Genomic DNA, 24,358 nt, shown 5'->3' with positions numbered 1-24,358 from the left:
TCGCTAGGCTGGACGACGGACCGTGCTAGGCGGGGAGGTAGCGGTGCCCTGCACTCGCAATCCGCTCTAGCGAGGCTGAACTCCCTCTCGAGGGGCGACGCCGTCGGGGCCAGCCCGCCGTGCGGTGCTGATGGCCCGGGTCCCGCGCGACGTCGGCCCGCGAACCAGGTCAGGTCCGGAAGGAAGCAGCCTTAAGCGGTCACCCGGCGGGCGCAGCGGGAGCTCCCGGACCGGAGCCGCCTCCGGCGACAGCGCCCGGTTGCCCGTCTCGACAGAGGGTGCACGGTCCACCTCTTCACGGCGCAGGGTGGTGGGTGCCAGGCACCCACCACCCCTCGCCGTCCCTACGCGGTGGCCGGGACGGCCTGCGCCGCGACGTCGCGCTCGCGGCCCGGGACCAGGAGCGCGAGCACCGCGCCGACCGCCAGGACGACGACCGCGACGGGCAGGGCCGCGGTGAGGCCGTCGGTGAACTGCTGCGGGGAGCCGTAGCCGCCGTGGGTCGCGAAGACCGACGCGAGGACCGCGACGCCGAGGACGCCGCCCACCTCGCGGAAGGCGTTCGTGGCGCCCGAGGCCTTGCCGGCGTCGGCGGGGCGCACCGCGGCGAGGACCGTGGCGGCGGCGGTCGGGAACACGAGCGCCATGCCCGAGCCGGCCATGACGAACGGCACGACGAGCTCGCCGAAGGTCGTCGCGGGGTCGGTGACGGCGGCCAGCCACGCCAGCGCACCGGCCTGGAGCGTCAGCCCGAGCGCCATGAGCGGGCGGGTCCCCACGCGGTCGGAGAGCAGGCCGGCCAGCGGCGCGACGACCATCGGCATCGCGGTCCACGGCAGCGTCCGGGCGCCGGCCTCGAACGGCCCGAGGCCCTGGGCGGTCTGGAAGAACTGCGAGAGCAGGAAGATCGAGCCGAAGGTCCCGAAGAACATGGCGAAGCTCAGGCCGTTCGTGGCGACGAACGCCCGCGAGCGCACGAAGCGCGGCGGCAGCATCGGCGCCGCGGCGCGCCGCTGCCACGCGGCGAAGGCGACGAGCAGCGCCACGCCGGCGGCCAGCGAGACGAGGACCGTCGTGCTCGTCCAGCCCAGCGCCTCGCCACGGACGATCCCGAAGACGACGCCGAACAGGCCGGCACCCGCCAGGCCGAGGCCCGGGAGGTCGAGCTCGCGGTCCGGGCCGCGGGACTCGGCGAGCCGGCGCGCGGCGAGTGGCAGCAGCACGAGGCCCACCGGCACGTTGAGCCAGAAGATCCACTGCCACGCGACGCCCTCGACGACGAGCCCACCGACGAACGGGCCGAGCGCGACGCCCAGGCCGCTGATCCCGCCCCAGATCCCGAGCGCGGCGCCGCGCTTCTCGGGCGCGACCGCCTCGGAGACCAGCGTGAGGGTGAGCGGCGTGACGATCGCCGCCCCGACGCCCTGCACCGCCCGGGCGGCGACGAGCGCCTCGATCGAGGGTGCCAGCGCGGCGGCGGCGCTCGCGCCGGTGAAGACGGCCGTCCCGACGAGGAACAGGCGGCGCCGGCCGAAGCGGTCGCCGAGCGCCGCGCCCGTGACGAGCAGGACGGCGAAGGCCAGCGTGTAGGCGTTGACGGTCCACTCGAGCGACTCGAGCGAGCCGCCGAGGTCCTCGCGGATCGAGGGGAGGGCGACCCCGACGACGAGGTTGTCGAGGGCGGTCATGAACAGCGCGGCGCCGGTGAGGGCCAGCGTCCAGCCAGGCGACCCGGCTCGGGAGGCGGTGGATGACATGTGTGAGTGCTCACTCATTCGTAGGGCAAAAAGGGGGTGGTCAGCAGTCGTGGTCGCGGAGGGTCAGGGTGGCCGCCCACGGCTCGTCGAGGCCCTCGGCGTCGACCGCGGCCATGGCGTTGATGAGCATCCCCGCGGCGAAGAAGCCCTTGAGCTCCTCCGGGCTCGCGCCCGACCGCTGGGCGACGAGGTCGTGCAGGTCGGCGAAGCACCGGCGGGCGGCGTCGCGGATGGCCGGGTCGCTCGCCGCCGCGACCTGGGACTGGAGCTGGAGGCGCAGCACGTCGCGATCGCGCTCGACCAGCGCCTCGTAGGCCATGCCCATCGCCGCCAGGGCGCCCTCCTCGCCGGCGGTCGCGGCCGCCTCGTCGAACGTGCGCAGGATGCGGTCCTTCGCACGGTCGACCGCCGCCACGAACAGCTCGCTCTTCGTGGGGAAGAGGCGGAAGAGGTAGGCCTGGCTGATCCCGGCGGCCTTGGCCACGTCGAGGGTCGGCGTCGCGTGGAAGCCCCGCTCGGCGAACACCCGCACCGCCGCCTCGACGAGCGCCTCCCGGCGCTCCTCGGCGGTCGACAGCGTGCGCTTCGTCGTGGCGGACGCGGGGGGCATCGAGGTGTGAGTGTTCACTCACACACGCCCGCTGTCAAGCGAGCCGTGCGAAGAAGGGGACAGTCCCCTTCTTCTCACGCAAGCGCCCACGCGGCATCGCGACCCGTCGCGGCAGGCGGGCGTGCGAAGCAGGGGACAGGCCCCTGCTTCTCACGGGTCAGCCCGCCGCGAGGGTGCCGCGGACGCCGTCGACCACGAGCTGGACGGCGATCGCCGAGAGCAGGAGGCCCAGGACGCGGGTGAGGAAGTCGATGAACGAGTCGGGCAGGCGGCGGGAGAGGGCCTCGGCGGCGAAGAGCGTCGCGCCGACGACGAGCAGGGCGCCGACGATCGCGGTGATGACGCCAAGGCGGCCGCCCGCGTCGTCGTAGGTGCGCGACAGGACGATGACCGTGGCGATCGCGCCCGGCCCCGCGACGAGCGGCGTCGCGAGCGGCACGAGGGAGACGTCCTGCTCGCTGGCCTCGGGGTAGTCCTCGCCGCGCAGCATCTCGAGGGCGACGAGGAGCAGCAGCAGGCCGCCGGCGATCGAGAGGCTCTCGACGGAGACGTGCAGGTACTCGAGCAGCAGGCCGCCGAAGAGCGCGAAGCCGATGACGAGCGCGCCCGCCGCGAGCACCGCCTTGACCGCCGCGCGCCGGCGCTGCGCCGACGTCTGCCCGCGCGTCATGGCCACGAAGATCGGCGCGAGGCCGATGGGGTCCATGATCACCGCCAGGGTGACGAAGGTCTCGCCGAGGGCGTCGAGGTCCACGCCCCGACGCTACCCGCAGGTGGTCGCAACGGCCCACGCGCCGTCGCGGCGGACCGCCGCCCCGCGCGGGACGGGGGCCACGCGCCGGTCGCGGTCGCGCGCGTCGAGCACGAAGTCCTTGGCGACCTGCGGGGTCGCCGGCGTCACGTAGGTGCCCGCCACCGGCCCGTCCTGCGCGCTGCGGACGTCGTCCGGGCCGAGGCCGGTCCACAGCCGGGTCTGCGGGATGCCGCGCCGGTTGGCCAGCGTCAGCGGCCGGCAGGCCGGGACCGGGCCGGTCACGGCGTCGTGCAGGTCGTCGAGCACCGCGGCCTGGCGGTCCAGGGCGTCCGTCAGCCGGTCGATGCGCCGGACCTGCCCGGGCGCAAAGGCGACGAGCAGGACCGCCACGAGCGCGCCGAAGGCCATCCACGGCCGGCGGCGCGGGTCGTCCGCACCAAGCTGCGTCCACCCGAGGGCCCCTGCGCCCGCGAAGACCGCCAGCAGCGCCGCGGGCAGCAGCAGGTAGCGCGTGAGCAGCGGCAGCCCCGCGGCGGCCAGCACGCAGAACGCGGCCAGCGCGAGGACGACGACCGCCGCCGGCACGAGCGCCCGCGCGCGCTGCCACAGCAGCGTGAGCGCCGCCCCGCCCGCCGCGGCGACGAGCACCGGCTCGCGCAGGACTTCCCCGAGCCGCCGCGGCACCGTCACCGGGACGTCGTCGAGCCCCGTCACGCGCTGGAGGGTGTCGGCGTTCTCGCGCGTGCCGGTCAGCGACCACAGCGGGTCCCCGACCAGGACGAGGTCGTGCAGCGCCCACAGCACCGGCGCGGCGCCGACGAGGACGACGTGCTCGGCGCGCAGCTCGCGCCGGTGCCACAGCCACGCGCCGTACGCGCCGGCGAAGAGCCACGCCTCGGGTCGCAGCAGGCCCGCCAGCCCGATCAGCACGAGGGCCGGACGGGGCCGGCGCAGGACGAGCAGCGCCGCGAGCAGCAGGCAGACGTAGGGCAGGTCGACGTAGGCGCGCAGCCCGAAGCTCAGGACCGGCTCGCGCGTCAGGACGAGCGCCGCCGCGAGCAGCCCGGCCGCCAGGCCGAACCACCGCGCGCCGAGGGCCGCGACGAGCACGCCGAGCGCCAGGAGGGCGGCCAGCGCCGTCCCCTGCCACAGCCAGATCGCGCCGTCGGTCCCGGCGAGCGACAGCAGCGCGCCCCATGCCGTCGCCAGCGGGTGCGGCGTGGGCGCCAGCGCGACCTCGAGGTCCGGCGTGCGGCCGTGGACGAGGTCCTGCCCCCACAGCAGCGAGTACGCGGTGTCGTAGTTGTTGAGCGGGCCGAGCAGCCCGCCCGCGGCCAGGCACGCGGCGCCCGCCGCCGCGCCGAGCGCGACGCGGCGCCGGGGCGTGCCCGCGAGGCTCACCGCGGCAGCTCGGCCAGCGCCTTGAGCAGCTCGCGGCCCGCGCGCTCGCCCAGCTCGAGCCCGCGCAGCGAGAACGACTCGTCGGGCGCGTGGAAGGCGTCGTCGGGCAGGACGAAGCCGGACACGATCGTCGGGATCTCCTTCGCCGCGAGCTCGGCGACGATCGGGATCGACCCGCCCGAGCGCAGGAACGCCGGGGCCTTGCCGACCGCCCGCTCCAGGGCCCCGGCGGCGAGCTGGATCGCCGGCTCGTCCACCGGGAACAGCGCGGGCGACGCGCTGTGCCAGCGGAACTCCAGCTCGGCCTCGGCCGGCGCGGCGTCGCGCAGCAGCCCCTCGAGCACCGCCTGCATCCGGCCCGGCTCCTGCCCGGGGGCCAGGCGCAGCGAGACGGTCGCCCGCGCGCTGCGCGGGATGACCGTCCGAGGCTCGCCCGCGACGACCTCGTTGACGTCCAGGGCGGCGTCGGCGCCGTTGCGCCGGTAGTACTCGCCGGCGGCGCCGGGGTAGGCCTCGCGCGCGCCCGCCTCGCCGAGGACCTCGGCGCCGGTGGGCAGCGCCTCCCACGAGCGCAGCTCCGCCGCGGCCGGCTCGAGCACGCCCTCGCGCAACTCCTCGCGCAGGACGCCGTCCGGCCCGGGGACGACCGCCGCGAGCATCCGCGTCACGACGTGCAGCGGGTTGAGCGCCGTGCCGCCGTAGATCCCGGAGTGCAGGTCGCGCTCGCCCGTCGTGACGGTGAAGGTCGCCTGGACGACGCCGCGCAGGCCGAGGGTGATGGCCGGCGTCTGGGGGTCGACCATCCCCGAGTCGAAGACGATCGCCGCGTCGGCGCCGACCTCGTCCTCGCGCAGCCAGGCGATGACGCCGTGCGAGCCGGCCTCCTCCTCGCCCTCGCAGCACACGCGCACGTGGACCGGCAGCTCGCCCTCGCGCTTGAGCGCGCAGGCGGCGGCCAGCAGCGGCCAGAAGTTGCCCTTGTCGTCGGCGGCGCCCCGCGCCCAGATGCGCTCGTCGCGGATCGTCGGCTCGAAGGCGGGCGTCGTCCACAGCGCCTCGTCGCCCGCGCCCTGGACGTCGTAGTGGCCGTAGACGAGCACCGTGGGCGCGTCGGCGTCGTCCGAGCGCAGCTCGCCGACGACGATCGGGTTGGACCCGTCGACGGTGACGAGCTCGGCTTCGCCGCCCGCCTCCACGACGCGGTCGGCGGCCCACTGGGCGGCCCGCTGGAGGTCGGCCGGATCGCCGCCGCCGGTGGAGATCGACGGGATGCGCAGCCAGTCCAGCAGCGCGTCGAGCAGGGGCTCGGGCATGGCGCCGCAGCGTAGTCCCAGGGGCCGCGGGACGGCGTCCGAGCCACGGCTACACTCGGTCGTCCGTGTCCGCCGGCCCCTCCCTGTACCGCCGCCACCGCCCACGGACGTTCGCCGACGTCGTCGGCCAGGAGCACGTCGTGCGCACCCTGCGCAACGCCGTCGAGCAGGGCAAGGTGCACCACGCGTACCTCTTCGTCGGGTCGCGCGGGACCGGCAAGACGTCGATGGCGAAGATCCTCGCCGCGTGCCTGAACTGCGAGGGCGCGCCGACCCGCCCGACGACCGAGCCCTGCGGGCGCTGCCCGTCCTGCGTGGCGATCGCGAACGCCACGTCGCTCGACGTCGTCGAGATGGACGCGGCCTCGAACAACTCGGTCGACGACATCCGCGACCTGCGCGAGCGCGTGCAGTTCGCGCCGGTGGCCGGCGGCTACAAGGTCTACATCCTCGACGAGGCGCACATGCTGTCGTCGGCGGCGTGGAACGCGTTCCTCAAGACGCTTGAGGAGCCGCCGCCGAACACGATCTTCGTGCTCGCCACGACCGAGGCGCACAAGGTCATGGACACGGTGGTGGACCGCTGCCACCGCTTCGACTTCACCCGCCCGACCGTCGAGCAGCTCGCCGCGGTCGTCGACCGCGTCGCCCGCCAGGAGCAGATCGAGGTCGGCGCGGACGCCGTCGCGCTCGTCGCCCGCCACGCGACCGGCTCGTTCCGCGACGCGCTCGGCACGCTCGAGCAGCTCGTCACCTACGCCGGGCGCACCATCGGCCTCGAGGACGTCCTCGCCGTGCTCGGCGTGGCCGACGACGAGCTGCTGTTCGGCGCCGTCGAGGCCGTGGCCGCCGGTGACGCCGCCGAGGCCCTGCGGGGCGTCGCCCGGCTGGCCGACAGCGGCCGCGACCTCGGCCAGTTCGCCCGCGACCTCGAGGGCCACGCGCGCGAGGTGCTCGTGGTGCAGACGCTCGGCGAGGTGCCGGTGCAGCTGCGCCTGACGCCCGACCGCGACGAGCGGCTGCTCGCGCAGGCGCGGGCGGTGCGCGGCGGCGACGTCGTCCGGCTGCTCGACCTGCTCGCCGCCGGCATGCGGATGACGCGCGAGGGCGCCGACGCCCGCACCCAGCTCGAGCTCGCGCTCGTGAAGGCCGCCGCGCCCGAGGTGGACGGCTCGACCCGCGCGCTGCTCGCCCGCGTCGAGCGCCTCGAGGCCGCGCTGGCCGCCGGTGGCGCGCCCCCGGCGCCGGCCGCCCCGTCGGCCGCCGCCGCCCCGCCCGCGCCGGTGGCGCCGCCGCGCGCGCCCGCCCCCGCGCCGCCCGCACGCGCCGCCGCGTCGCCCGGGCCCGCCGCCGCGCCGCCCGAGGCCGCGCCGGCCCCGCGCCAGGCCGCGCCGCAGCCGCAGGCCGTCGCGGCTCCCGCGCCGCCACAGCCCCAGGCCGCCGCGGCCACCGCGAGCGCCGTCGCGCCCGAGCCCGAGCTCCCGCAGCCCGCCGCCGCGGCCGCGGTCGTCCGCGCCCCCGTCGCCCGCCTCGACCTCGACGGCGTCCGCGACGTCTGGCCGTCGGTCGTCGCGACCCTGAAGGAGCAGAGCCTCCTGCACGGGATGACGTTCGACGAGGCCCGGCCGCTGCGCTGCGAGGACGGCGAGATCACGCTGGCCTTCGCGCCCGCGCACGCCTTCCACCGCCGCAAGTGCGAGGACCCGGAGTTCCAGCGGCCCGTCGTCGCCGCGTTCGCCGACCTCCTCGGCGTCCGCCCGCGCCTGGCCTTCGAGGTCGCCGAGCTCGAGCAGGCCGCGCCGAAGGCGCTGAGCGACACCGAGCTCGTCGAGCGCCTCGTGGAGGAGTTCGACGCCGAGATCGTGGATCCTGAAGCGCAAGCCGCCGCCCCCGCCGCCGAGGAGACGCCGTCCTGATGCCCCAGCCCAACCTCCAGAACATGCTGAAGCAGGCCCAGGAGATGATGGCCCAGCAGCAGAAGGCGCTGGAGGAGCTGCAGGCCAAGACCTTCGAGGCCTCTGCCGGCGGCGGCGTCGTGAAGGTCGTGGCGCGCGGCGACGGCCAGCTCGAGTCGCTCACCGTCGACCCCGACGCGGTCGACCCCGAGGACGTCGAGATGCTGCAGGACCTCGTCCTCGCCGCCGTCAACGAGGCGCTGCGCCAGGCCAAGGACGCCGAGGCCAAGCTCGCCGAGGGCGCCGCCGGCGCGTCGGGCTTCGACCCCGCCAGCGCGCTGGACATGCTGGGCGGGCTCGGCGGGGGCATGGGCGGTCCGGGTCTGCCGGGCGGTGGCCCGCCGATGAACCGCGCCGCGCGGCGCAAGAAGCGGTAGCGCCCTGTACCCCGCGCCGATCCAGCGGCTGGTCACGGAGCTCGGCCGCCTGCCGGGCATCGGCCAGCGCACGGCCCAGCGCCTCGCCTTCCACGTCCTGCGCGCCTCCGACGAGGAGGCCTTCGCGCTGGCCGACGCGATCCGCGAGGTCAAGGAGCGCATCGGCCTCTGCGAGGTGTGCTTCAACCTCGCCGACGCGCCGCGCTGCCGGATCTGCGAGGACGAGCGTCGCGACCCGTCGGTCCTCTGCGTCGTCGAGGAGCCGGGGGACGTCATCCCGGTCGAGCGCACGCACGAGTACCGCGGCCGCTACCACGTGCTGGGCGGCGCCCTGTCGCCGATCGACGGCGTCGACCCCGAGGACCTCAAGATCGCCGAGCTCCTGCGCCGGCTCGAGGACGGGGAGGTGCGCGAGGTCGTCCTCGCCACGAACCCGACGACGACCGGCGAGGCCACCGCGCTGCACCTCGCGCGCGAGATCCACGAGCGCCAGCCCGAGGTCACCGTCACGCGCCTGGCCTCCGGCCTGCCCGTGGGTGCGGACCTCGAGTACGCCGACGAGGTCACGCTCGGCCGCGCGTTCGTCGGCCGCCGCTCGCTCTAGGTCGCCCGGTCAGCGCCGGCGGGCGACGACCCGCAGGCGCACGTAGTCGATCGACAGCCCCGGCAGGCCGTCGGCGACCTCGGCGATGATCCGCGCGCGCTCCTCCTCGCCGCGCTCGGCGACGTGGCGGCCGAGCACGATCGTGCGCAGGAAGCGCTCGAACGTGGGGCGGTCGGGCAGCGTCGTCGGCGCGGCGACCAGCGACGCCTCGAGGACCTCGAAGCCCGCCGCCTCGAGCCGCTCGCGCGTGTCGTGCGGCGTGGCGAAGTGCACGTAGGCCTCCGGGTCCTCGCCCGCGGCCTCGATCGCCGCGCGCGTCCGGGCGATGTTGCCGTGGCCGCCCGCATCGACCACGAGCGGCGCGCCGGGCGCCAGCGCAGCGTGCAGCGCGCGGAACGCCGCCTCGTGGTCGGCGACCCAGTGCAGGGCGGCGACGCTGAACGCCGCGTCGGCGGGCTCCTCGAGCGCCAGCGGCTGGGTGACGTCGGCCTGGAGGAAGCGCACGCGGTCGCCGTGGCGGGCCAGGCGCTCCCGCGCCCGCGCCAGCATCTCGCCCGAGCGGTCCAGCGCGGTCGCCCGCAGGGCCGGGTGCTGCTCGAGGAGGTCCTGGAGGTCGCGGCCGGTGCCGCAGCCGACGTCGAGCACGTGCTCGTGGCCCTGGAGGTCGAGGCGGCCGCGCGCCCAGCGCCCCCAGGCGACGTGGGGGAGGGGCAGCGCGTCGTAGGTGGCGGCGTCCCAGCTCATCGGCGACCACCGGGAGGTTCGCGTACCGCGGCTCAGCCTGCGGTGAGCCCGTCGCCGATGCCGCGCTCCGGCGCCGGCCGCGGCGGGCGGGCGGGCCGCGTGCCGGCGCGCCGCGGCGGGCGGGGCGCACGGCGGGGGAGGTGCAGCCGGGCGTTGCGCGCCTCGGGCGGCCCGGCGGCGCCGAACGGGCGGCCGCCCTGGGCGTCGAGGAAGGCGAGGTCGCGCGCGATGCCGGCGAGGTCCCCCTCGTCGTCCGGGCGCCCCGCGTGGTCGACCATCCACGTCTCCAACGCGACGCTCCCCCGGTCGGTCTCCACCACGCGCAGCGCCCGCCACTGCTGCGGGGTGTCGACGAGCGACGACGTGGTGACGAGCCAGTACCCGCCGGCCGGCGTCCGGCGCGGCTCGACGACGTTGCGGTGGCGGTGGCCGGCGACGACGGCGACGACGCGCGGGTCCGCGTCGAGCAGCGCCAGCGCGGGGCCGGCGCCGTCGCTCTCGTGCAGCGGCTGGTGGCAGGCCACGACGACCCAGCGGTCCTCCGCCTCGCGCAGGCCCGCGCGCAGCGCGGCGAGCGCCGCGGGCGAGACGACGCCGCCCGACCCTCCGTCGCGGCGGACGAGGTCGAGCACCACGACGTGGACGTCGTCGGCGGCCGCGAACGCGTAGTCCAGCCGCGCGGGGTCGGCGAGGCGCGGCGGCCGGGGCGCCGCGGCGCGCAGGCGCTCGACGGCCTCGGCGGCGCGCAGGTGGGCACGGCGCGGGTCCGCGGGGACGGTGAGCGCGTCGCCCGGCAGGCCGGCGGCGAGCAGCTGGTCGACCTGCGCGGGCGTGGGGCGACCCGCGAGCCCGAACGGCAGGTCGTCGAGGTCGACGGAGACCTGGAGGCGGCGGCCCGTCGCGGCGGCGGTGAGCGCCGCCGTCGGCGCGTACTCGCCCTGGACCAGGACGTCGTGGTTGCCGAGGGCCGGCCACCAGGGCATGGACAGCCGCGGCGCGAGGACGGGCCGCAGGGCGCGTCGCAGCAGACCCGGGTGGCGCGGGGCGTCGACGTCGGGGCGGTAGTACGACGGGTCCGGGTTGGAGGCCTGCTGCACGCCGCGGTAGCCGCGCGCGCCGGAGTCCGGCCGCACGGAACGCCCGGTCAGCAGCCCGAGCGCCCAGTCGAGCTCGTTGCGCTGCGCCGAGTCGACCACGTCGCCCGTGACGAGCAGGTGCTGCGGGCCCTCCGCCGCGAGCGTGCGCAGCGCCGCGGCGAGGACGTGGGGCCCGAGCAGCTCGTGCGGGCGGAAGGTCGAGCCGAGCACCGGGCCGAGGCGGTCGAGGAACGGGACCCGGCCCGGCGACTGCGCGTCGCGCACGTGGACGTCGGTGAGCTGGCCGAGGAAGGCCAGCGTGCGCCGCGGCCGCCCGCCGCCGCCGAGCTCGCGACGGTCCACCAGCGCCAGGCCCGGACCGCGGCCGAGGAGGCCGTCGCCGTCGGCGTCGCGCAGGGTCCCGCGGCGCGTCGAGCCTGGGGCGGGAGCGTCCTCGTCGCCGCACGCCGCGAGCACCGCGGCGGCCGACGGGGTCAGGAGCCCGGCGGCCGCCGCCCGCAGCAGCAGCTCGCGGCGGGTGGCGCGCTCGCTCACCCCGCCTCCTCACGCAGGCCGGCGACCACGGGCTCGCGCTCGAGGCGGCGGGCCGTGAGCGTCCCGGCCGCCGCCGCCAGCACCGCCAGGCCGCCCGCGACGGCCAGCGCCTGGGGCAGCGACGCGCCGAGCGGGAGGTCGGCGTAGCCCGCGGCCAGCGACGCGACCACCGGGGAGAGCACCGCCGCCTCGAGGAGCACCGCGAGCGCCGCCGCGGGCAGCACCACGGCCAGTGCGGCGCCGCCGAGCAGCCGGGTCAGCGCGCGGCGGTCGGCGCCCGCCGCGCGCAGCGTCGCCACCGCCCCGCGCCGCTCGCGTGCGGTGAGCGCCAGGGTCTGGACGAGCGCGAAGAGCACGACGAGCCCGACGCTCCCGGCGACGACCCGCAGCAGCGCCGCGAGCACGCCGAGGAACGCGCGGTCGTCCCCCGTGGCGCCGCCGACGGGGGCGGCCCGCGCGCCGAGCGCGGCGAGCTCCCGCGTCACCCGCGCGCGGTCGGCGCCCGGCTCGAGCCGGACGGCGATCGGACCGCCCAGCTCCCCGAGGACCGCCTCGAGCCGGCCCGGCCGCACGAAGGCGACGCGGCCCTCGTCCTGCAGCGCGCGGACGATGCCGACGACGCGGAAGCGCACCTCCTGGGTGCTCTGCGGCTGGACGGCGAGGGTCGAGCCGACGCGCAGGCCGAGGACGTCGGCCAGCCCGGCGCCGACCTCCGCCTCCCCGTCGCCGCGCACGCGCCGGCCCTCGGCCAGCGGCGGCGCCTCGAAGCGCGTGTGGTCGCCCGGGTAGGCGATGAGGCGCAGCGGCGAGCCGAGCGCCCCCGCGCCCACCGCGTCCACCTGGAAGCGCGGCGCGGCGGCGGCGACGCCGTCGAGGCGCTCGACGTCCGGGGCGAAGCTCGGGTCCAGGTTCGCGGTCAGCTGGTAGCGCTTGCCCAGCGTGGCGGGGTCGTCGCGCAGGGCGGTCAGCAGGGAGGCCAGCGCCAGGAGCAGGAGCGCGACGGCCGCCGCGGCGCCGAGGACCCCGACGACCACCGCGTAGCGCGCGCGCCGTGCCGCGACGAGCCGCGCGCCCAGGCCGACGACGCCGCGGCCGCCGCGCAGGCCGGCCCGGCCCGGGCCGCGCGGGGTGGCGACGTCCCCGCCACGCAGGAGCGTGGCGACGGGCCGGCGCGCCGCACGCCATGCCGGCAGCGCGGACGCCGCGGCCACCAGGACGACGACGGCGAGCCACGCGGCCGCCAGCAGCGGCAGCCGCTCGGCCACCGGCGCCTCGAGCTGGTTGAGGCTGTGCAGGACCGACGCGGTGGGCCCGCCCGCGACGACGGCGCCGAGCGCGAGCCCCGCGGCCGCCGGCAGCGCCGCGGCCTGCGCGCCCTCCAGGGCGTGGCCGCGCACAACGCCCGCGGGCCGCAGCCCGACCGCCCGGCGCACACCGATCGACGGCAGCCGGCGCTGGACGTCGGACTGCGCGCCGGCACCGAGCAGCACGCCCGCGAGCCCCGCCGCGACCACGCCGAACGCCACGAGCAGGCCGACGACGAGGCCGGCGCTCTGCGACACGATCGCCTGCACGCCTTCGCGGGTGACGAAGCGCAGGCCGCGCACGCCCGCGGCGGTCTGGCGGGCCTGGGAGAGCAGGACGTCGGTGCGGTCCTCGTCGGCGGTCCACAGCAGCGCCTCGTTGACGGGGAAGCGCACGGCGCGGCCGAAGCGCTCGCTCACCCGCCGCTCGAACGCGCCGAGCGAGAGGTAGACCCGGGCCGTCGGGGCGAGGGGGTAGGCGACGTTGTCGGGCCCGACCGCGATGCCCACGACCCGCCGACCGCCGCCGCGACCCACGCGAAGACGGTCCCCGACCTCCAGCCCCCACTCGTCGGCGAGGCCACGCTCGACGACGACCTCCTCCTCGGCGCCGGGCGCGGAGGACCGCCGCAGGTCGCGTCCGGCGACGATCGCGTAGCCGCGGCGCGGCTCGTCGTCGACGAGCTGGACGACGCCGTCGCCCGTCCGCCGTCCGCGAGCGCGCAGCGGCACCCGCGTCTCCTCGTAGCGGTAGGAGGCGGCGGCGAGGTTGGGCAGGGCGCCGACGCGGGCGGCGACACGCTCACGCGGCTGCTCGTCGAAGCGCGCCACGACGCTGGCGAGGTCGGCCTCGTCGGCGGCGCGGTCGAAGCCGGTCGCGAGGCCCTGGACGACGGTCAGCGCGACGCCGAGCACGAGCGCGGCGCCCAGGACGCCGAAGGCCGTGAGCAGCCGGCGCGACCGCCTCACCGGCCGGCGGCGTGGTCGGCCAGCCCGGCGCCGTCCCGCACGTCCTCGGCCAGCAGTCCTTCCTCGAGGCGCACGACCCGGTCGGCCACCGCGGTCGCCTCGGCCTGGTGGGTGACCATGACGACGGCGCGGCCCTCGTCGGCCACCTCGCGCAGGAGCGTCAGGACGAGCGCGCCGGCCGTGGCGTCGAGGTTGCCGATCGGCTCGTCGGCGAGCACGACCGGCGGGTCGGCGACGAGCGCGCGGGCCAGCGCGAAGCGCTGCTGCTCGCCGCCCGACAGCTGGTGGGGCAGGAGGCCGGCGACCTCGCGCAGGCCGAGGCGGTCGATGAGCGCCTGCCCGCGCGCCGCGCCGCCCGGCGCCGCGCCCGGCAGCGTCGTCGGCAGTAGGACGTTGGCCTCGCCGTCGAGCTCCGGGACGAGGTGGAAGAACTGGAAGACGAAGCCCAGGACGTCGCGACGGACCTCGGCGCGCCGGCGTTCCGGCACGCCGGTGAGCGCCCTCCCCGCGACCTCGACCGTCCCCGCGTCGGCGTCGTCGAGCCCGCCCAGGACGTGCAGGAGCGTCGACTTCCCGGCGCCCGACCGCCCCACGATCGCCACGAGCTCGCCCGGCACCACGTCGAGGTCGACGCCGGCGAGCACCGTCCGCTGCGCCCGCCCGGAGCCGTGGCTCTTGCGCAGGCCCCTCGCGCGCAGCACCGGCTCGCTCGACAGCACCCGAGGAGGGTGCCCGGCGCGCTGTCGCGGTCGCGTCAACGTGGAAAGTGCCTGGCACTTTCCACCTCGCACGTGGAAGGTGCCTGGCACTTTCCACCCGGCGCGTCGCGTCAGCGGATGCGGAACCGGCGCTTGAGCGCGGCGATGCGCTTCAGGGCGTCGGCGACGTGCGCGGTCTCGACGTCGCCGCGGCGGATCGCGGCGAGGACGGCGCGGTAGGCGTCCTCCTGGGCCTGGCGGTCACCCGGGACCCACAGCAGGTCGCAGCCCGCCTGCAGGGCGCGGACCGCCGCGTCGCCGACCGAGCCGCCCGTCGCGAGGGTCGTGACGGCGAGGTCGGCGCTCACCACGACGCCGTCGAAGCCCGTCCCCCGCAGCTCCCGCACCGCCTCGGGCAGGAGCGTCGCCGGCGTCACGCCGTCCCAGGCGGCGTACAGCGCGGGGCTCATCTGGATCGCCGCCGCCCGGCGCGCGACGCGGCGGAACGGGACGAGGTCGTTGGCGCGCAGGTCCTCGAGCGCCAGGCCGACCGTGGCCGCGCCCGCCGACGGGTCCTGGGACGCCGCGCCCTCGCCGGGGAAGCGCCCGACCACCGCCGCGACGCCGCCGGCGCGGTAGCCGTCGACCGCCGCGCGGACCGCGTCGCCCACCACCCCCGGCTCGTCGCCGAAGGCCAGGCCCTCCCACGGGCCACCGGCGCTGCCGAGGCTCGCCGGCGGCGCGAGGTCCAGCGCGACGCCCAGCCCGCGCAGCCGCCGGCCCGCCGCCCGCGCGTCGCGCTCGGCCTCGCCGGCGTCCGCCGTCTCCACCGGCGCCCGCGGCGGCAGGCTGCGCAGCGCGGTCGCGTCGGTGCCGTCCTGCACCGCCGCCACCAGCGGCGCGCCCTGGCCCGCCTCGCGCGCGACCTCGCGCACCCGGCGCGCCAGCGCGCCGAAGGCCTGCGGCCCGCGCACCGCGTTGCCGCGCTCGAGCACCACGCCGCCCCAGCCCCGCGCCCGCAACCGGGTGAAGAACGGCGCGTCGGGCGACGTGCCCGCGAAGCCCACGAGGAAGAGCCGTGCCGCCGCGCGCGCGGCCGGCAGCGGGAGCCGGACGCGCTCGTCCTCGTCGTCGCCGGCCGGCGGCGGGGTGGGCGCGGCGCGCCGCTCGCCCTGGTCGGACGCCAGCAGCGGCGCGAGCGCGTCCAGGAGCGCCGTGCTCCGCGGGGCCTCCTCGTCGCCGCCGCCGAAGGACGACCCCGCCTCGGTGGCGGGCCGGTCCTCGTCGTCGCGCAGCGCGAGGAACGCCCCGGCTCCGGCGCCCACGACCAGCAGGGCCAGGACCACCAGGACGAGCCGCCTCCGCCTCCGCACGTGCCGGATCCTCGCGCACCCGCGTCAGCCGGGGTCCGTCGATACCCTGCAGCGTCCATGCCGGGCACGGTGGTCATGAAGTTCGGAGGCACCTCGGTCGCCGACGCCGAGCGGCTCAAGCGCGCCGCCCACCGCATCGTGGCCAAGCGCGAGGAGGGCCTGCGCGTCGTCGCCGTCCTCTCCGCCCGCGGCAAGGAGACCGACCGCCTGATCGCCGACGCCCAGGAGGTCTCGGAGAACCCCGACCCCCGCGAGATGGACATGCTCCTCTCGACGGGCGAGCGCGTCTCCTGCGCCCTGTGCGCCATGGCGATCAACGACCTCGGCCACCGGGCGATCTCGCTCACCGGCTCGCAGGCCGGCATCGTCACCGACACCTCGCACACGAAGGCCCGCATCCTCGAGGTGCGCGCCGACCGCATCCACGCCGCGCTCGACGAGGGCGACATCGTCCTCGTCGCCGGCTTCCAGGGCGTCTCGACCGCCAAGGACGTCACGACGCTCGGCCGCGGCGGGTCGGACACCACCGCCGTCGCCCTGGCCGCCGCCGTCGGCGCCGACGTCTGCGAGATCTACACCGACGTGCCGGGCGTCTTCAGCGCCGATCCGCGCATCGTCCCCGACGCGCGCAAGCTCACCGTCGTCTCGTTCGACGAGATGCTGGAGATGGCCGCGTCCGGCGCCGGCGTCCTGCAGCTGCGCAGCGTCGAGTACGCGCGCAACCACGGCGTGCGCATCCACTGCCGTTCGAGCTTCGACGACGCACCGGGCACGGTCGTCGTGTCCGAGGAGGAGACCATGGAGCACCCGCTCATCACCGCGGTGACGCACTCGCGCGGCGAGGCCCGCGTGACGCTCGTCGGCGTGCCGGACTCGCCCGGCCTCGCCGGCCGCGTCACGACCGCCCTGGCCGACGCGAACGTCAACATCGACATGATCATCCAGAACGAGCCACGCTCCGCCGGCACGCTGGCCGAGATGTCGTTCACGATCCCGCGCGACGACCTCCCGACGGCGCGCGAGGCGCTCGAGCCGCTGTGCGCGGAGCTCGACATGCGCCTGGAGACCGACGAGTCGATGGGCAAGGTCTCGATCGTCGGCGCCGGCATGAAGTCCCACCCCGGCGTGGCCGCGAAGGTCTTCAGCACCCTCGGGGCCAACGAGATCAACATCGAGATGATCTCGACCTCGCCGATCCGGATCTCCTGCGTGGTCCCGGGCGGCCAGGTCGAGGACGCGGTGCGCGCCCTGCACAGCGCCTTCGAGCTGCAGGGCAGCGACACGATCCGGCCCGAGCAGCCCTTCGGGGAGTTCGCGTCGTGACCCGCGTCGCCGTCGTGGGCGCCACGGGCGCCGTGGGCACCGCGATGCTGCGCCTCCTCCACGAGCGCGAGGGCGGCATCCCCGACCTCGAGGTCGTCCCGATCGCCTCGGCGCGCAGCGCCGGGCGCGAGCTCCACGGCGGCCTGGTCGTCCAGGCCCTCGAGGAGGGCGTCCAGGAGGGCTTCGACATCGCGATCTTCTCCGCGGGCGGCTCGACCTCCAAGGCGTGGGCACCGAAGTTCGCGCAGGCCGGCGCGGTCGTCGTCGACAACTCGAGCGCGTGGCGGATGGACGACGACGTCCCGCTCGTCGTCGCCGAGGTCAACCCCGACGCGCTGGACCGGATCGGCAAGGGCATCGTCGCCAACCCGAACTGCACGACGATGCAGATCATGCTCCCGCTGAAGGCGCTGCACGACGCCTTCGGCCTCACCGACCTGGTGGCGACGAGCTTCCAGGCCGCGGGCGGCGCGGGGCAGAAGGGCATGGACGAGCTGGCCGACCAGGTCGAGCCGCTCATGCAGCGCCGCGACGACCTCGTCGCCGGCAAGGGCAAGGCGCTCGAGGGCATCGCGGCCGAGGTCCACGCCAAGCCGCTGGCGTTCAACGTCGTGCCGTGGCTGGGCTCCGAGAAGGACGGTGGCTACACCGACGAGGAGCTCAAGCTCATGAACGAGTCGCGCAAGATCCTCGACCTGCCGGAGCTGCGCGTGTCGCCCACGTGCGTGCGCGTGCCCGTCTTCGTCGGCCACTCGGTGCAGTGCCGCGCGACGTTCCGGCGGGAGGTCGACCTCGACGAGGCGCTGCGCGTCCTCGAGGCGTTCCCCGGTGAAGTCGTTCACAACGTCCCCACGCCGGTGGAATACGCTGGCCGCGACGAGGTCGCCGTCGGCCGCGTCCGCAAGGACCTCAGCGATCCCAAGACCCTGAACCTCTTCGTCGTGGGCGACAACCTCCTCAAGGGCGCGGCCCTCAACACCGTGCAGATCGCCGAGCTGCTGGTGCAGCGCGGTGTCGTAGGTGGCGCACGCGCCGCCGCCTGACGGCAGGATCCCGACCTGATGGCGCTGCTGGACCCGACGATCCCGGCTGCCCTGGTGACGGGTGTCCTCGCGCTGACACCCGGGCCGAGCGCTGCGCAGCTCACCCGCACCGTCGCCGCGTCGTCGGCGAGCACCGCCACGGCGGTCGACGAGGTCGCCATCCGGCGCTGTGCCAACGTCGAGCGGGGCCGCCGCGGCCTCCCGGCGCTGAAGGCCGACCCGTCGCTCTCCCGCGCCGCGCGCCTGCAGGCCAAGGGCATGGCGAAGCGGGGCTACACCGGCCACCGCGACCCCCAGGGCCGCGGCCCGGCCGAGCGCGTCAGCCGCTACACCCACCGCTACCAGGGGGTGGGGGAGAACCTCGCCTGGGGCTGGCCGACCGGCGCCGACGCCTGCGCCACCTGGCTCGCGAGCGCCCCGCACCGGCGCAACCTGCTCGACCGCCGCTTCACCCACATCGGCACCGGCGTGGCGGCCGGCGGCCGGTGGGGTCGCTACTACGTGCAGGTCTTCGGCATCCAGCGCGCCATCGCGCGCTAGCCGCCCGCGGCCGCCAGCAGCGCGTCGGCAGCTGGTGTGCGCAGGTAGAGGACCGAGCGGCCCTCCCGCCGGGCGCTGAGCAGTCCCGCCGCGGCCAGGGCGGTGAGGTGGGCCGACACGCCGCCCGGGGCGAGGCCCAGCTGGGTCGCCAGCTCCGTCGTGGACGCCGGCGCCTCCAGGCGCACCAGGAGCCTCGCGCGGGTGGCGCCCAGGACGCGGGCCAGCCCCTCGGGCGCCGCCGGCGGGTCCTCCCACAGCAGCGCGACGCCGCGGGCGGGGAAGACGACGGTCGGCTGCCAGGGCTCGTCGGTCACCACCGCGATCTTGGCCAGGAAGGCGGAGGGGACGAGCAGCAGCCCGCGGCCGCCCAGCTCGATCTCGCGCTCGTAGGCGACGCGCAGCTCGACCGCCCCCTCGCGCCAGCGCACGTCGCGGTGGACGTCGTCGAGCATCGCCTCGGCGCCGCGGTCGGCCAGCGTGCGGGCACGGTGCTGGACGTCGGCGAGCAGGAGGGCGCGCACCCGTGGCCAGTCGGGCTCGACGAGCCGGTCCCAGGCCTCCTCGAGGAGGTCGGCCAGCCTGGTGAGCGTCCGGGCAGGCTCGCGCTGCAGCGCCCGCACCAGCCGCGCCGCGGGTGGGCCGAGCTGGGGGACCGCGTGGCCGAGCTCCACGCGCACGCGGTCAGGGTCGGTGGCGCGGATGACGGCGAGGTCGTCCCCGACGGTCGTCTCGGGCGACGCCGGCGGCGGCCCGAGGAAGTCCGGCACGTAGCCGGTGACCGGCACGAGGGCCAGCAGCGGGCGGACGTCGAGGCCGGCGAGGCGCGAGCGGGCCTGGCGGATCCACGGCAGGTGCAGCGCCGCGGTTCCGGGCGCCTGGAGCGCCCGCAGCGCGGCCAGCAGCTCCTGCATCGGCGAGATCGCCAGCCGCAGGCGCGCGAGGTCCTCGACGGTGAAGACGTACCGGACGATTCACGCCAGGGTGAATCGTTCGTCGGCCGAGCGCAACCCCGGGAGGCTGCGTCCCATGATCGAGCACCTCCTCACCGCCACCCACGTCGACCAGCGGCTGGCCGACGCCGAGCGCCGCGCCGCCGCCTCGCCGGGCCCCGCGCCGCGGACGACCCGCGGCCCGCGCCGCGCCGGGCGCGTCCTCAGCCGCTAGCGGTGCTGGCCGAGCGCCGCGAGCTCGCGGCGGGTCCGCACACCGAGCTTGCGGTAGATGTTGCGCCGGTGGGTGCGGACCGTCTCGACGCTCACCGTCAGCGCCTGGGCGATCTCCGCGTTCGAGCGGCCCTGGCGCAGGAGCTGGAGCACGTCGGCCTCGCGGGGCGTCAGCAGCTCCGGGCCGGCCTGCGTCGCCGGCGCGCCGCCGTTGCTCGCCCCCTGGGGGACGACCTGCAGCCCCCGCGACGCCAGGTGGATCGCGTTGCGGATGTCGCGGGCCTGCACCGCCTTGCCCAGGCAGGCCGAGGCGCCGAGCGCCAGCAGCTGGTTGGACTCGGCCGGTGTGGGCCGGTCGGCCAGGAGCACCAGGCGCACGTCGGGCATCGCGCCGTGGAGCCGGTGCACGTCGGCCGCCGAGTCGAGCGCCTCCACGTTGAGCAGCAGGACGGTCGGGCGCAGGTCTTCGAGGAACAGGGCCAGCCGGTCCAGCGGGAGGTCGGCGGCCAGCAGCTCCAGGTGCTCGTCGGCCTCGACCAGCGCCTGCAGGCCCAGGCGCACGAGGTCCTCGAACCCGGCGGCGGCGACGGTGATGGCGGTCCTCGATCGCATCGGCCTCTGGCGACCCTATCGGCAGATCCGGGCCGGAGGGTGAGGCCTGTCTCACCCGCGACTCACCCTCTTCCTCACCCGAAGATCACCCGCCCGGGAGGACGACGGCGCCCTACCCGCGCGGCATCATCCTCCTCGCAGCACAGAACTTCCCTGGGGCGCATGGGGTACGCGAACCAGGCGGGTGAGGCGGCCGATGGGGTCGGCCGCCAGGGGACACCCACCTGGACAGGGGATCAACGGGGGGCGCGTCGGCGGGCAGGGCGACGCGCCCCTCGTCACATCTTGAGCAGGGGGAGCATGAGCGGGGCGGCCATCGGCCGCCCCGCGTCACGTCGGCAGGAGGGAGCTCGCGACTACCAGCCGCGGTCGCCGCCGACACCGGCGACGACGGACGTGGACCAGTCGACGACGGACGTCGGCTTGACCACGTGGCGCTGCATGCCCAGCTCCTTGGGGCTCAGGCCGAGGGCCAGGCCGACGAGCTGGGGCAGGTGGAGGACCGGCATGCCCAGCTCGCGGCCCGCGGCGCGGGCGGCCAGCGGCTGCTGGAGGTCCAGGTTGAGGTGGCACAGCGGGCACGGCGTCACGACGCAGTCGGCGTCGGCGTCGATCGCGTCGCCGAGGTGGCGGCCGGCCTGCTTGAGGGAGGCCGTCTTGTTCATCGTGATGATCGGGAAGCCGCAGCACTTGTGGCTGCCGGCGTACTCGACCACGGTGCCGCCGAGCGCCTCGATGACCTTCGACAGGTACGTGTCGCGCGGGTTCTCGTCGTCGATGCCCAGGCGGGCGGTCGGGCGGACGATGTAGCAGCCGTAGAACGGGCCGACCCGGAGGTCGGTCAGCGGCTTCTTGACCTTGCTGGCGAGCGCGTCGAGGCCGATCTCCTCGACGAGCAGCCACAGGAAGTTCTTGTTGACGATCCCCTTCTCGTAGGAGATCCCGTCGGTCTCCTGGATCGTCGCGTTGACGTGCGCGCGGTACTCCGCGTTGGCGTCCAGGCGCTCCTGCGACTCGCTCTGCGCGCCCTGGCAGGTCGAGCAGATGTTCATCATCAGGTCCGCGCCCTCCACCTGCTGGGCCAGCGCGAACGTGCGGCCGTTGTAGGTGTCGGCGAGCTCCTGGTTGTGCTCGGCGATCACGCCCGCGCCGGTGCAGCAGGCGCGGTCGAGCTCGACGAGGTCGATGTCCAGCAGCGGGGCGACCTTGGCGACCGACCCGTGCAGCTCGGGGGTGAAGCCACGGCTGACGCAGCCGGGCCAGTAGGCGACCTTCATTCCTTCGTCCTTCCTGCGGGGTCGGCACCCGGGGCCGAGGGCATCGCCCCGTCCTCGCCGCCTCCGGCGACCGCGGCGACGTTGGGCTCCTTGGCGCCCTCCGTCTCCTCGTCGTAGCCGGTGATGTACAGGTTGAGCTCGATCCGCTCGTCGCGCGCCTCGATGACGTCCGAGATCCGCTGGATCGACTTCAGGTCCTCCTTGGGGATGCGGTGCGGCTTGAGCGCCGCCCCCGGGGTGACCTTGCGGCGCAGCAGCGCCTTGGTGATGACCGGCAGCGAGTCGATGAGCTCCTGGCCGGCGTTCGGGTGGAACTTGCCGAACCACGAGTCGCCGCCGTAGGAGCGCGGCAGCAGCTCGGCCTCGTGGAGGAGGCCGCCCTGGCGCACGAGCGTCGTGAAGGCGTGCTCGTGGCGCACGCCGTTGTTGCGGTCCTCGATGCCGTGGTCGGCGCTCGCGCGGCGGCGCAGGCGCATGATCTGGTTCATCGGCGCCACGCCCTTGGGGCAGGCCTCGATGCACTTGAAGCAGTGCGTGCAGTCGAAGATGCCGTGCGGGTCCTCGGAGAGGTCCTTCAGGCGCTCGAAGTGCTGCGTGTCGCGCGGGTCGCCGACGAAGCGGTAGGCCTTCGCGAGGGCGGCCGGGCCGACGAAGAGCGGGTCGACCTCCATCGAGAGGCAGTCCGAGACGCAGGCGCCGCACTGGATGCAGGCCATCGACTGCGTGACGTCGATCATCGACTCGCGCGGGACGACGTGCTCGCGCTCGGGCATGTTCTCGTCGTCGGCGAGCAGCCACGGCGTGACGCGCTGGACCTTCTTCCAGTGGACGGCGTCCATGTCCACGATGAGGTCCTTGATGATGGGCATGTTGCCCATCGGCTCGACCTCGATGACCCCGTCCTTGGCGGTCGCGAGCGCCTTGTCGAGGTGGGTGTGGCAGGCGAGGCCGGGCTGGCCGTTGATGCGCACGCCGCAGGAGCCGCAGATCGCCGCGCGACACGAGCAGCGGATGCCGATCGAGCCGTCGAACTTCGCCTTGGCCTGCAGGATGCCCTCGAGGACCGACCGGTGCGGCTCGAGCTTGATCGTGTGCTGGTCCCAGGTGGGCGCCTCGCCCGACTCCGGGTCGTAGCGCCGGATGCGCAGCGTGAAGTCCTGCGCGGGCTTGCGGGTGTCGGCCACTAGTACTTGCGCTCCTCGGGCTGCCAGTCGGTGATCGTCACGGGCGAGTAGGTCACGCTCGGGACGTCCTCCCCGTTGCGGGAGATGTCGATGTGCTTGAGCCAGGTCTCGTCGTCGCGCTCGGGGAAGTCGGTGCGGAACTGCGCGCCGCGCGACTCCTTGCGCTCGATCGCGGCGACGACGGTCGCCTCGGCGCAGTCGAGCATGAAGCCCAGCTCGATGGCGCCCAGGACGTCCTGGTTGAAGACGGTGCCGCGGTCGTCGACGTAGGCCGTCTTGGCCTCCTCCTTGAGGCGGCGGACCGTCTCGTGGGCGTGCTGGAGGCCGGCCTCGTCGCGGAACACCGCGACGTTCTTGTTCATCTCGGTGCCGAGCTCCTCCTTGATCTCCGAGACCCGGCGGCCCGTCTTGGGGCGGCTGAGGATCGCGTCGATCATGTCGGCGTCCTGGCGCAGGCGGGCCGGCGTGGCCGGCTCGGGCATGCGCATGTTCTTCGCGCGCTCCGCGGCGTGCTCGCCCGAGCGGCGGCCGAAGATCAGCGTGTCCAGCAGCGAGTTCGCGCCCAGGCGGTTGCCGCCGTGGACCGAGACGCAGGCGACCTCGCCGGCGGCGTAGAGGCCCGGGATCGGCGTGGCGCCGTCCACGTCGGTCTTGACGCCGCCCATGATGTAGTGCTGGCCCGGGCGGATGAGGATGGGCTCCTTCGTGATGTCCACACCGGCGAAGTCCTTGCCGATGTTGACGATCTCGCGCAGCGCCTCGAGCGTGCGCTTCTTCGGGACGACGGTGATGTCGAGGTAGATGCCCGACCCGTCCTCGCCGACGCCGCGGCCCTCGTTGATCTCGGTCTGCTCGGCTCGCGAGACGACGTCGCGCGAGGCGAGCTCCATCTTGTTGGGCGCGTACTTCTCCATGAAGCGCTCGCCCTCGCTGTTGAGCAGGTGCGCGCCCTCGCCGCGGGCGCCCTCGGTGATGAGGAAGCCGTTCTCGACCAGCGTGGTCGGGTGGTACTGGACCATCTCCATGTCCATGAGCGGCGCATCGATGCGGTAGGCCATCGAGATGCCGTCGCCCGTGCAGATCAGGGCGTTGGTCGTCGGCTTCCAGCACTGGCCGGCGCCGCCGGTGGCGAGGATGACGTTCTTGGCGGTGAAGGCCTCGAGCGCGCCCGTGCGGATGTTGCGGGCGATGCAGCCGGTGCAGGTGCCCTGCTCGTCCTGGAGCAGCGACGTGGTGAACCACTCCTCGTAGCGGTCCACGCGCTCGTGGTACTTCATGAGCTGCTCGTAGAGGACGTGGAGGATCGCCTGGCCGGTGATGTCCGCGACGTAGGCGGTGCGCTTCATCGAGGCGCCGCCGAAGGCGCGCAGGTCGAGCTCGCCGGTCTCGTTGCGGTGGAAGGTCACCCCGATGTGCTCGAGGTGCATGACCTCGTTGGGCGCCTCGGAGCACATGACCTCGATGGCGTCCTGGTCGCCGAGGAAGTCGGACCCCTTCACCGTGTCGTAGGCGTGCGAGCGCCAGTCGTCGGCGACGTTGATGGCCGCGTTGATGCCACCGGCCGCAGCCACGCTGTGGGAGCGCACCGGGTGGACCTTGGACATGATCGCCACGGTGGCGCCCGCGTCGGCCGCCGCGAGGGCGGCGCGCTGGCCGGCCAGGCCGGCACCGAGGATCAGGACGTCGTGCTGGGGCATGCTCCTCCGAGAGCTTCGAGGGGGTCTCG

The 24,358-nt window shown here is 75.7% G+C and carries 22 protein-coding genes and 1 other RNA gene; 8 read left to right on the top strand and 15 right to left on the bottom strand.

Annotation, left to right across the window (positions count from 1 at the left end; all coding sequences use genetic code 11):
- The first annotated feature begins 20 nt into the window (after positions 1-20).
- Positions 21-286: signal recognition particle sRNA large type (gene ffs / locus JUB12_RS10520), an RNA gene on the top strand.
- Positions 287-344: 58 nt separating this feature from the next.
- Here ffs and JUB12_RS10515 read toward each other — a convergent pair.
- The 5 genes from JUB12_RS10515 to JUB12_RS10495 all read right to left on the bottom strand — a co-directional run bounded on the left by JUB12_RS10515 (position 345) and on the right by JUB12_RS10495 (position 5,835).
- Complete coding sequence (locus JUB12_RS10515; RefSeq protein WP_205699573.1) at positions 345-1,757, bottom strand: DHA2 family efflux MFS transporter permease subunit; 1,413 nt, start codon at positions 1,755-1,757, stop codon at positions 345-347.
- A gap of 40 nt (positions 1,758-1,797) precedes the next feature.
- On the bottom strand, positions 1,798-2,367 hold the full coding sequence (locus JUB12_RS10510; protein ID WP_205699572.1) for a TetR/AcrR family transcriptional regulator: 570 nt from the start codon (positions 2,365-2,367) through the stop codon (positions 1,798-1,800).
- Positions 2,368-2,524: 157 nt separating this feature from the next.
- Positions 2,525-3,121: a MarC family protein gene (locus JUB12_RS10505; RefSeq protein WP_205699571.1), complete on the bottom strand. Its 597-nt coding sequence runs from the start codon at positions 3,119-3,121 to the stop codon at positions 2,525-2,527.
- 9 nt (positions 3,122-3,130) lie between these two features.
- Entirely contained in the window at positions 3,131-4,522 is a 1,392-nt protein-coding gene (locus JUB12_RS10500) for a hypothetical protein (RefSeq protein ID WP_205699570.1), read from the bottom strand.
- The gene (locus JUB12_RS10495; RefSeq protein ID WP_205699569.1) at positions 4,519-5,835 is read right to left on the bottom strand and encodes a M20/M25/M40 family metallo-hydrolase; all 1,317 of its coding nucleotides are present in this window, start codon (positions 5,833-5,835) and stop codon (positions 4,519-4,521) included. The genes JUB12_RS10500 and JUB12_RS10495 overlap by 4 nt, the downstream gene beginning before the upstream one ends.
- Before the next feature lie 65 nt (positions 5,836-5,900).
- On the opposite strand from JUB12_RS10495, the gene dnaX reads away from it, so the two are divergent.
- Genes dnaX through recR form a run of 3 tightly spaced genes read left to right on the top strand, consistent with a single transcriptional unit; the run spans position 5,901 to position 8,771 of the window.
- Complete coding sequence (gene dnaX / locus JUB12_RS10490; RefSeq protein WP_205699568.1) at positions 5,901-7,751, top strand: DNA polymerase III subunit gamma/tau; 1,851 nt, start codon at positions 5,901-5,903, stop codon at positions 7,749-7,751.
- Entirely contained in the window at positions 7,751-8,167 is a 417-nt protein-coding gene (locus JUB12_RS10485) for a YbaB/EbfC family nucleoid-associated protein (protein ID WP_205699567.1), read from the top strand. Before dnaX ends, JUB12_RS10485 begins: the two co-directional genes overlap by 1 nt.
- Positions 8,168-8,171: 4 nt before the next feature.
- Positions 8,172-8,771, top strand: coding sequence for a recombination mediator RecR (gene recR / locus JUB12_RS10480; protein ID WP_205699753.1), 600 nt, complete (start codon positions 8,172-8,174; stop codon positions 8,769-8,771).
- A 9-nt stretch (positions 8,772-8,780) separates the two neighbouring features.
- Here recR and JUB12_RS10475 read toward each other — a convergent pair whose 3' ends face one another.
- The 5 genes from JUB12_RS10475 to JUB12_RS10455 all read right to left on the bottom strand — a co-directional run bounded on the left by JUB12_RS10475 (position 8,781) and on the right by JUB12_RS10455 (position 15,490).
- Positions 8,781-9,515, bottom strand: a complete 735-nt coding sequence (locus JUB12_RS10475) for a trans-aconitate 2-methyltransferase (RefSeq protein ID WP_205699566.1) — start codon at positions 9,513-9,515, stop codon at positions 8,781-8,783.
- A gap of 32 nt (positions 9,516-9,547) precedes the next feature.
- A complete protein-coding gene (locus JUB12_RS10470) occupies positions 9,548-11,146 on the bottom strand; it encodes a hypothetical protein (protein ID WP_205699565.1) in 1,599 nt (532 codons plus the stop codon).
- A complete protein-coding gene (locus JUB12_RS10465) occupies positions 11,143-13,419 on the bottom strand; it encodes an ABC transporter permease (RefSeq protein ID WP_205699564.1) in 2,277 nt (758 codons plus the stop codon). Before JUB12_RS10465 ends, JUB12_RS10470 begins: the two co-directional genes overlap by 4 nt.
- Complete coding sequence (locus tag JUB12_RS10460; RefSeq protein ID WP_205699563.1) at positions 13,416-14,138, bottom strand: ABC transporter ATP-binding protein; 723 nt, start codon at positions 14,136-14,138, stop codon at positions 13,416-13,418. Before JUB12_RS10460 ends, JUB12_RS10465 begins: the two co-directional genes overlap by 4 nt.
- A 110-nt stretch (positions 14,139-14,248) precedes the next feature.
- A complete protein-coding gene (locus JUB12_RS10455; protein ID WP_205699562.1) occupies positions 14,249-15,490 on the bottom strand; it encodes a glycoside hydrolase family 3 N-terminal domain-containing protein in 1,242 nt (413 codons plus the stop codon).
- A 57-nt stretch (positions 15,491-15,547) separates the two neighbouring features.
- Between JUB12_RS10455 and JUB12_RS10450 the strand changes: the two genes are divergently transcribed.
- The 3 genes from JUB12_RS10450 to JUB12_RS10440 are packed head-to-tail and all read left to right on the top strand — an operon-like array spanning position 15,548 to position 18,396.
- Positions 15,548-16,813, top strand: a complete 1,266-nt coding sequence (locus JUB12_RS10450; RefSeq protein WP_241004496.1) for an aspartate kinase — start codon at positions 15,548-15,550, stop codon at positions 16,811-16,813.
- A complete protein-coding gene (locus tag JUB12_RS10445; protein WP_241004494.1) occupies positions 16,810-17,856 on the top strand; it encodes an aspartate-semialdehyde dehydrogenase in 1,047 nt (348 codons plus the stop codon). Before JUB12_RS10450 ends, JUB12_RS10445 begins: the two co-directional genes overlap by 4 nt.
- An 18-nt stretch (positions 17,857-17,874) precedes the next feature.
- Positions 17,875-18,396, top strand: coding sequence for a CAP domain-containing protein (locus JUB12_RS10440; RefSeq protein WP_205699561.1), 522 nt, complete (start codon positions 17,875-17,877; stop codon positions 18,394-18,396).
- Here JUB12_RS10440 and JUB12_RS10435 read toward each other — a convergent pair.
- Positions 18,393-19,307: a DUF5937 family protein gene (locus JUB12_RS10435; RefSeq protein ID WP_205699560.1), complete on the bottom strand. Its 915-nt coding sequence runs from the start codon at positions 19,305-19,307 to the stop codon at positions 18,393-18,395. The two genes, JUB12_RS10440 and JUB12_RS10435, sit on opposite strands and share 4 nt — an antisense overlap.
- 115 nt (positions 19,308-19,422) lie before the next feature.
- Between JUB12_RS10435 and JUB12_RS10430 the strand changes: the two genes are divergently transcribed.
- A complete protein-coding gene (locus JUB12_RS10430; protein ID WP_205699559.1) occupies positions 19,423-19,560 on the top strand; it encodes a hypothetical protein in 138 nt (45 codons plus the stop codon).
- Here the strand turns inward: JUB12_RS10430 and JUB12_RS10425 are convergent.
- The 4 genes from JUB12_RS10425 to JUB12_RS10410 all read right to left on the bottom strand — a co-directional run bounded on the left by JUB12_RS10425 (position 19,557) and on the right by JUB12_RS10410 (position 24,329).
- Positions 19,557-20,171, bottom strand: a complete 615-nt coding sequence (locus tag JUB12_RS10425; RefSeq protein WP_205699558.1) for a response regulator transcription factor — start codon at positions 20,169-20,171, stop codon at positions 19,557-19,559. The genes JUB12_RS10430 and JUB12_RS10425 overlap by 4 nt on opposite strands.
- 356 nt (positions 20,172-20,527) lie before the next feature.
- Positions 20,528-21,448 (bottom strand): CoB--CoM heterodisulfide reductase iron-sulfur subunit B family protein, encoded by a 921-nt coding sequence (locus JUB12_RS10420; protein ID WP_205699557.1) that lies wholly within the window; start codon positions 21,446-21,448, stop codon positions 20,528-20,530.
- Positions 21,445-22,632 carry a succinate dehydrogenase/fumarate reductase iron-sulfur subunit gene (locus tag JUB12_RS10415; protein ID WP_205699556.1) on the bottom strand — a complete coding sequence of 396 codons (1,188 nt, stop codon included), beginning with the start codon at positions 22,630-22,632 and terminating at the stop codon, positions 21,445-21,447. The genes JUB12_RS10420 and JUB12_RS10415 overlap by 4 nt, the downstream gene beginning before the upstream one ends.
- A complete protein-coding gene (locus JUB12_RS10410) occupies positions 22,632-24,329 on the bottom strand; it encodes an FAD-binding protein (protein WP_205699555.1) in 1,698 nt (565 codons plus the stop codon). The genes JUB12_RS10415 and JUB12_RS10410 overlap by 1 nt, the downstream gene beginning before the upstream one ends.
- Positions 24,330-24,358 lie beyond the last annotated feature (29 nt).

This window comes from Conexibacter sp. SYSU D00693 (assembly GCF_017084525.1).
In the GTDB taxonomy this organism is placed as follows: domain Bacteria; phylum Actinomycetota; class Thermoleophilia; order Solirubrobacterales; family Solirubrobacteraceae; genus Baekduia.
This window is presented reverse-complemented; position numbering and strand designations above follow the sequence as displayed.

Excerpts from the sequence above, each read along its gene's own strand:
- JUB12_RS10475 (WP_205699566.1), bottom strand. The coding sequence starts at position 9,515 with ATGAGCTGGGACGCCGCCACCTACGACGCGCTGCCCCTCCCCCACGTC.
- JUB12_RS10425 (WP_205699558.1), bottom strand. The coding sequence starts at position 20,171 with ATGCGATCGAGGACCGCCATCACCGTCGCCGCCGCCGGGTTCGAGGAC.
- JUB12_RS10420 (WP_205699557.1), bottom strand. The coding sequence starts at position 21,448 with ATGAAGGTCGCCTACTGGCCCGGCTGCGTCAGCCGTGGCTTCACCCCC.
- JUB12_RS10440 (WP_205699561.1), top strand. The coding sequence starts at position 17,875 with ATGGCGCTGCTGGACCCGACGATCCCGGCTGCCCTGGTGACGGGTGTC.
- JUB12_RS10485 (WP_205699567.1), top strand. The coding sequence starts at position 7,751 with ATGCCCCAGCCCAACCTCCAGAACATGCTGAAGCAGGCCCAGGAGATG.
- JUB12_RS10510 (WP_205699572.1), bottom strand. The coding sequence starts at position 2,367 with ATGCCCCCCGCGTCCGCCACGACGAAGCGCACGCTGTCGACCGCCGAG.
- JUB12_RS10430 (WP_205699559.1), top strand. The coding sequence starts at position 19,423 with ATGATCGAGCACCTCCTCACCGCCACCCACGTCGACCAGCGGCTGGCC.
- JUB12_RS10435 (WP_205699560.1), bottom strand. The coding sequence starts at position 19,307 with ATGCAGGAGCTGCTGGCCGCGCTGCGGGCGCTCCAGGCGCCCGGAACC.
- JUB12_RS10410 (WP_205699555.1), bottom strand. The coding sequence starts at position 24,329 with ATGCCCCAGCACGACGTCCTGATCCTCGGTGCCGGCCTGGCCGGCCAG.
- JUB12_RS10515 (WP_205699573.1), bottom strand. The coding sequence starts at position 1,757 with ATGTCATCCACCGCCTCCCGAGCCGGGTCGCCTGGCTGGACGCTGGCC.
- JUB12_RS10450 (WP_241004496.1), top strand. The coding sequence starts at position 15,548 with ATGCCGGGCACGGTGGTCATGAAGTTCGGAGGCACCTCGGTCGCCGAC.
- JUB12_RS10495 (WP_205699569.1), bottom strand. The coding sequence starts at position 5,835 with ATGCCCGAGCCCCTGCTCGACGCGCTGCTGGACTGGCTGCGCATCCCG.